Origin of the sequence: Microcystis sp. LEGE 08355 (assembly GCF_015207185.1) — a bacterium.
GTDB classification, from domain to species: Bacteria; Cyanobacteriota; Cyanobacteriia; order Cyanobacteriales; family Microcystaceae; genus Microcystis; species Microcystis panniformis.
Window position 1 is genome coordinate 1 of the sequence record NZ_JADEXI010000638.1, and the last position, 2,494, is coordinate 2,494.

At 40.6% G+C, this 2,494-nt stretch carries 2 protein-coding genes and 1 pseudogene; all 3 read right to left on the reverse strand.

The window, feature by feature from the left end; translation table 11 throughout:
- Positions 1-194 precede the first annotated feature (194 nt).
- The gene (gene tatC / locus IQ242_RS22280) at positions 195-956 is read right to left on the reverse strand and encodes a twin-arginine translocase subunit TatC (protein WP_193961443.1); all 762 of its coding nucleotides are present in this window, start codon (positions 954-956) and stop codon (positions 195-197) included.
- A gap of 242 nt (positions 957-1,198) precedes the next feature.
- Positions 1,199-2,347 carry an IS4 family transposase gene (locus IQ242_RS22285; RefSeq protein WP_193961444.1) on the reverse strand — a complete coding sequence of 383 codons (1,149 nt, stop codon included), beginning with the start codon at positions 2,345-2,347 and terminating at the stop codon, positions 1,199-1,201.
- Between the two features lie 40 nt (positions 2,348-2,387).
- Positions 2,388-2,494: pseudogene (locus tag IQ242_RS22290) on the reverse strand (IS630 family transposase); the annotation flags it as partial.

Below are 2,494 nucleotides of genomic sequence, written 5' to 3' on the forward strand. Positions count from 1 at the left end.
ATATTTAATCGCTCTATCTGCGGTGGTCGTCGCCAACTACTCGCGTGATCCCACAAACCGCCAAATTCCCACACCCGTCCTATTGTCCAACCCGCCGTTAAGAAAAAATATTTCACTTTGTTACTCAATCTAGAATCAATCTCTAGCTTTCTGGCTTAATTAGTTTTCAGCCGTCAAATTTTATCAAAAAACTGCTAACGTCCCGTTAATTTCACCACCCCAATGCCCCCAAAGTATAGACCCAAGACCGCCCCCGCTAACAGGGATTGGGTGAGAGGATCTGTAGAAGGGGTTAAAATCGCGCCTAAAATCACCGCCCCCAAAACCACGAAACGCCAACCCGATAACATCGTTTGTGAGGAAATAATGCCTAAAAAGCTCAAAATCAATTGAATAACGGGAATTTGAAAGGCGATGCCGGTACTAAAAAGTAAAAGTAAGACAAATTCAAAATAGCGCTCGATCGACCAAGCTTGTTCGACCACTTCCGCCCCATAACTCACAAAAAAGTTTAAAGCGGCGGGAATCAGGGCAATATAGGCAAAAAATAAACCAGCAAAAAATAAAACACTCGATCCTAAGACTACTGGGACAATTAAACGCCGTTCGCGACGGGTTAACCCCGGCAGCACAAAGAGGATAATTTGCAAGAGAATGACGGGACTAGCCACCAGTAGGCCGCTATATCCAGCTACTTTTAGGGAGACGAAAAAAAATTCTCCCGGGGCTAACTGCAAAAATTTTACCCCTTGGGCGGGAACTTCCAGCACTTGTACTAGGGGTTTAACGAAGATAAAACATCCCACCGCACCCACAGCCACGGCAATTAAACTATAAAAAATCCGCCGCCGCAACTCCTCCAAGTGGTCAAATAAGGACATTTCCACTTCTCCGGGTAACTCATCGAGGAATTCAGGACTGTCTGGGGGTGGGGTTTTTACTTCTGTCGATGACATGGCTTTGGCTCGATCGTTCTCTACTCAAGCCTTTATCCTAGCATTGATAACCCTTAGCTATCAGCCGTCAGCTATCAGAATCATTCCAACATCGTCGGGTTTGCTCGGTGACAGGTTGCCAATCGAGTTTGAATTAGATCTCTTGCATAAGTCTAGACAAAATAGGATAAAATAGTCCAAGAGTTAAGATTCAAAGATGACTTACGAACAAGTAAAAACTTTCTGGGAGGGGGACAAGCCAGCTAGAAGGTAGATAAGGCAAGCGATATAGCTCTTTGTCCCTTGATGTAATCCTTCAACCGATAGCGGCTAATTTGCATTAGCTCTTCTATATTTTTTGGGAACATTTGATGTAGCTGGAGCCAATGATAGAGATGTTGACCCACATAAAAACTGCTGTGTCTGCGTTGACCTTTATATCTTTTTTCAGGTCTTGTGACATATTTTTGGATTCCCATATCCTTAATTTTTTTACCTTGCAGTGTGGCACTTGTATAGGCGATAGCTATAACAATTATCAGCTTTGATAGGTATTGCGGTGCTAATTGAGAACCTTCTAAGCTATAGCCTCCCGACTTAAAATCTCGAAACATCTCTTCAATATCAAATCTTTTTTGATAGGCCATTATTGCTGTCTCTAAATCTTCAAAGTTAGTCAAAATATACCAAGGTTCTTTTGTGCGAAAACCTCGGTAAGTTTTTTTCCACTTACCAGCTAAGTTAAACGGGCCAAATCCCTGCTCTTTTGTAATATTTACATCATTCAAAAATAGTTGAGTTCCTGGACTTAAACCCAATCCCCTCATTTCTTGATAAACTCCTTCCCCTGTTTTGACATTTGTGCTTTGTTTTTGTCTTAAACAAAAGTATAAACTCTTCTCCCGAAGCCACTTTCCAAGACTGACCGAGCAAAATTCTCTATCTCCTAACACCACTATTTTATGACCTGATAGCACGGTCAATGTTTTTTCTAATACTCGCTGCTGTTCTTCGAGATTACTACTTCCTTTTTTATCTAATATCTCCCAATAGATTGGCATGGCTCTCTTGTCATAAATCAGACTCACCATCAAGATATTTATTGCTCCCCAACTTGTCCGGTCTATGGCAATATACGCTAATCCTTTTGTTGTGAATCTCTCCTGCTGTTTTAACATCTCTTTTAGGACCGGAAACCAGATTTTTTCAATATTCAGAATTTCCAGCTTTAAAAATCTTTTTAGTTTTTTTCTCCGACTCTCAAACAGGATTGGTATTGGTAGTGCTTCTGCTAATATCTCTAACTTGGCTTGCTTTAGTATTTGCCAGGTTCCAACTATCATTAACAACAGTAGATATCTGGCTCGCCCCAGTTCATTTTCTAACACTTTCTGGTATAGTTCACTTATCATTTTTTTCTCTAGGTCATATTTACTATAGCAATTCTCTGACTCATGAGGTACAGTAGCAACAGTGAGTAAACCAATTGCGAATATCTTTTTGAGTAACTTCTAACATAGCTAATTCAATCCCTTCTATTAAGTCTTTGTAAGTTCTCG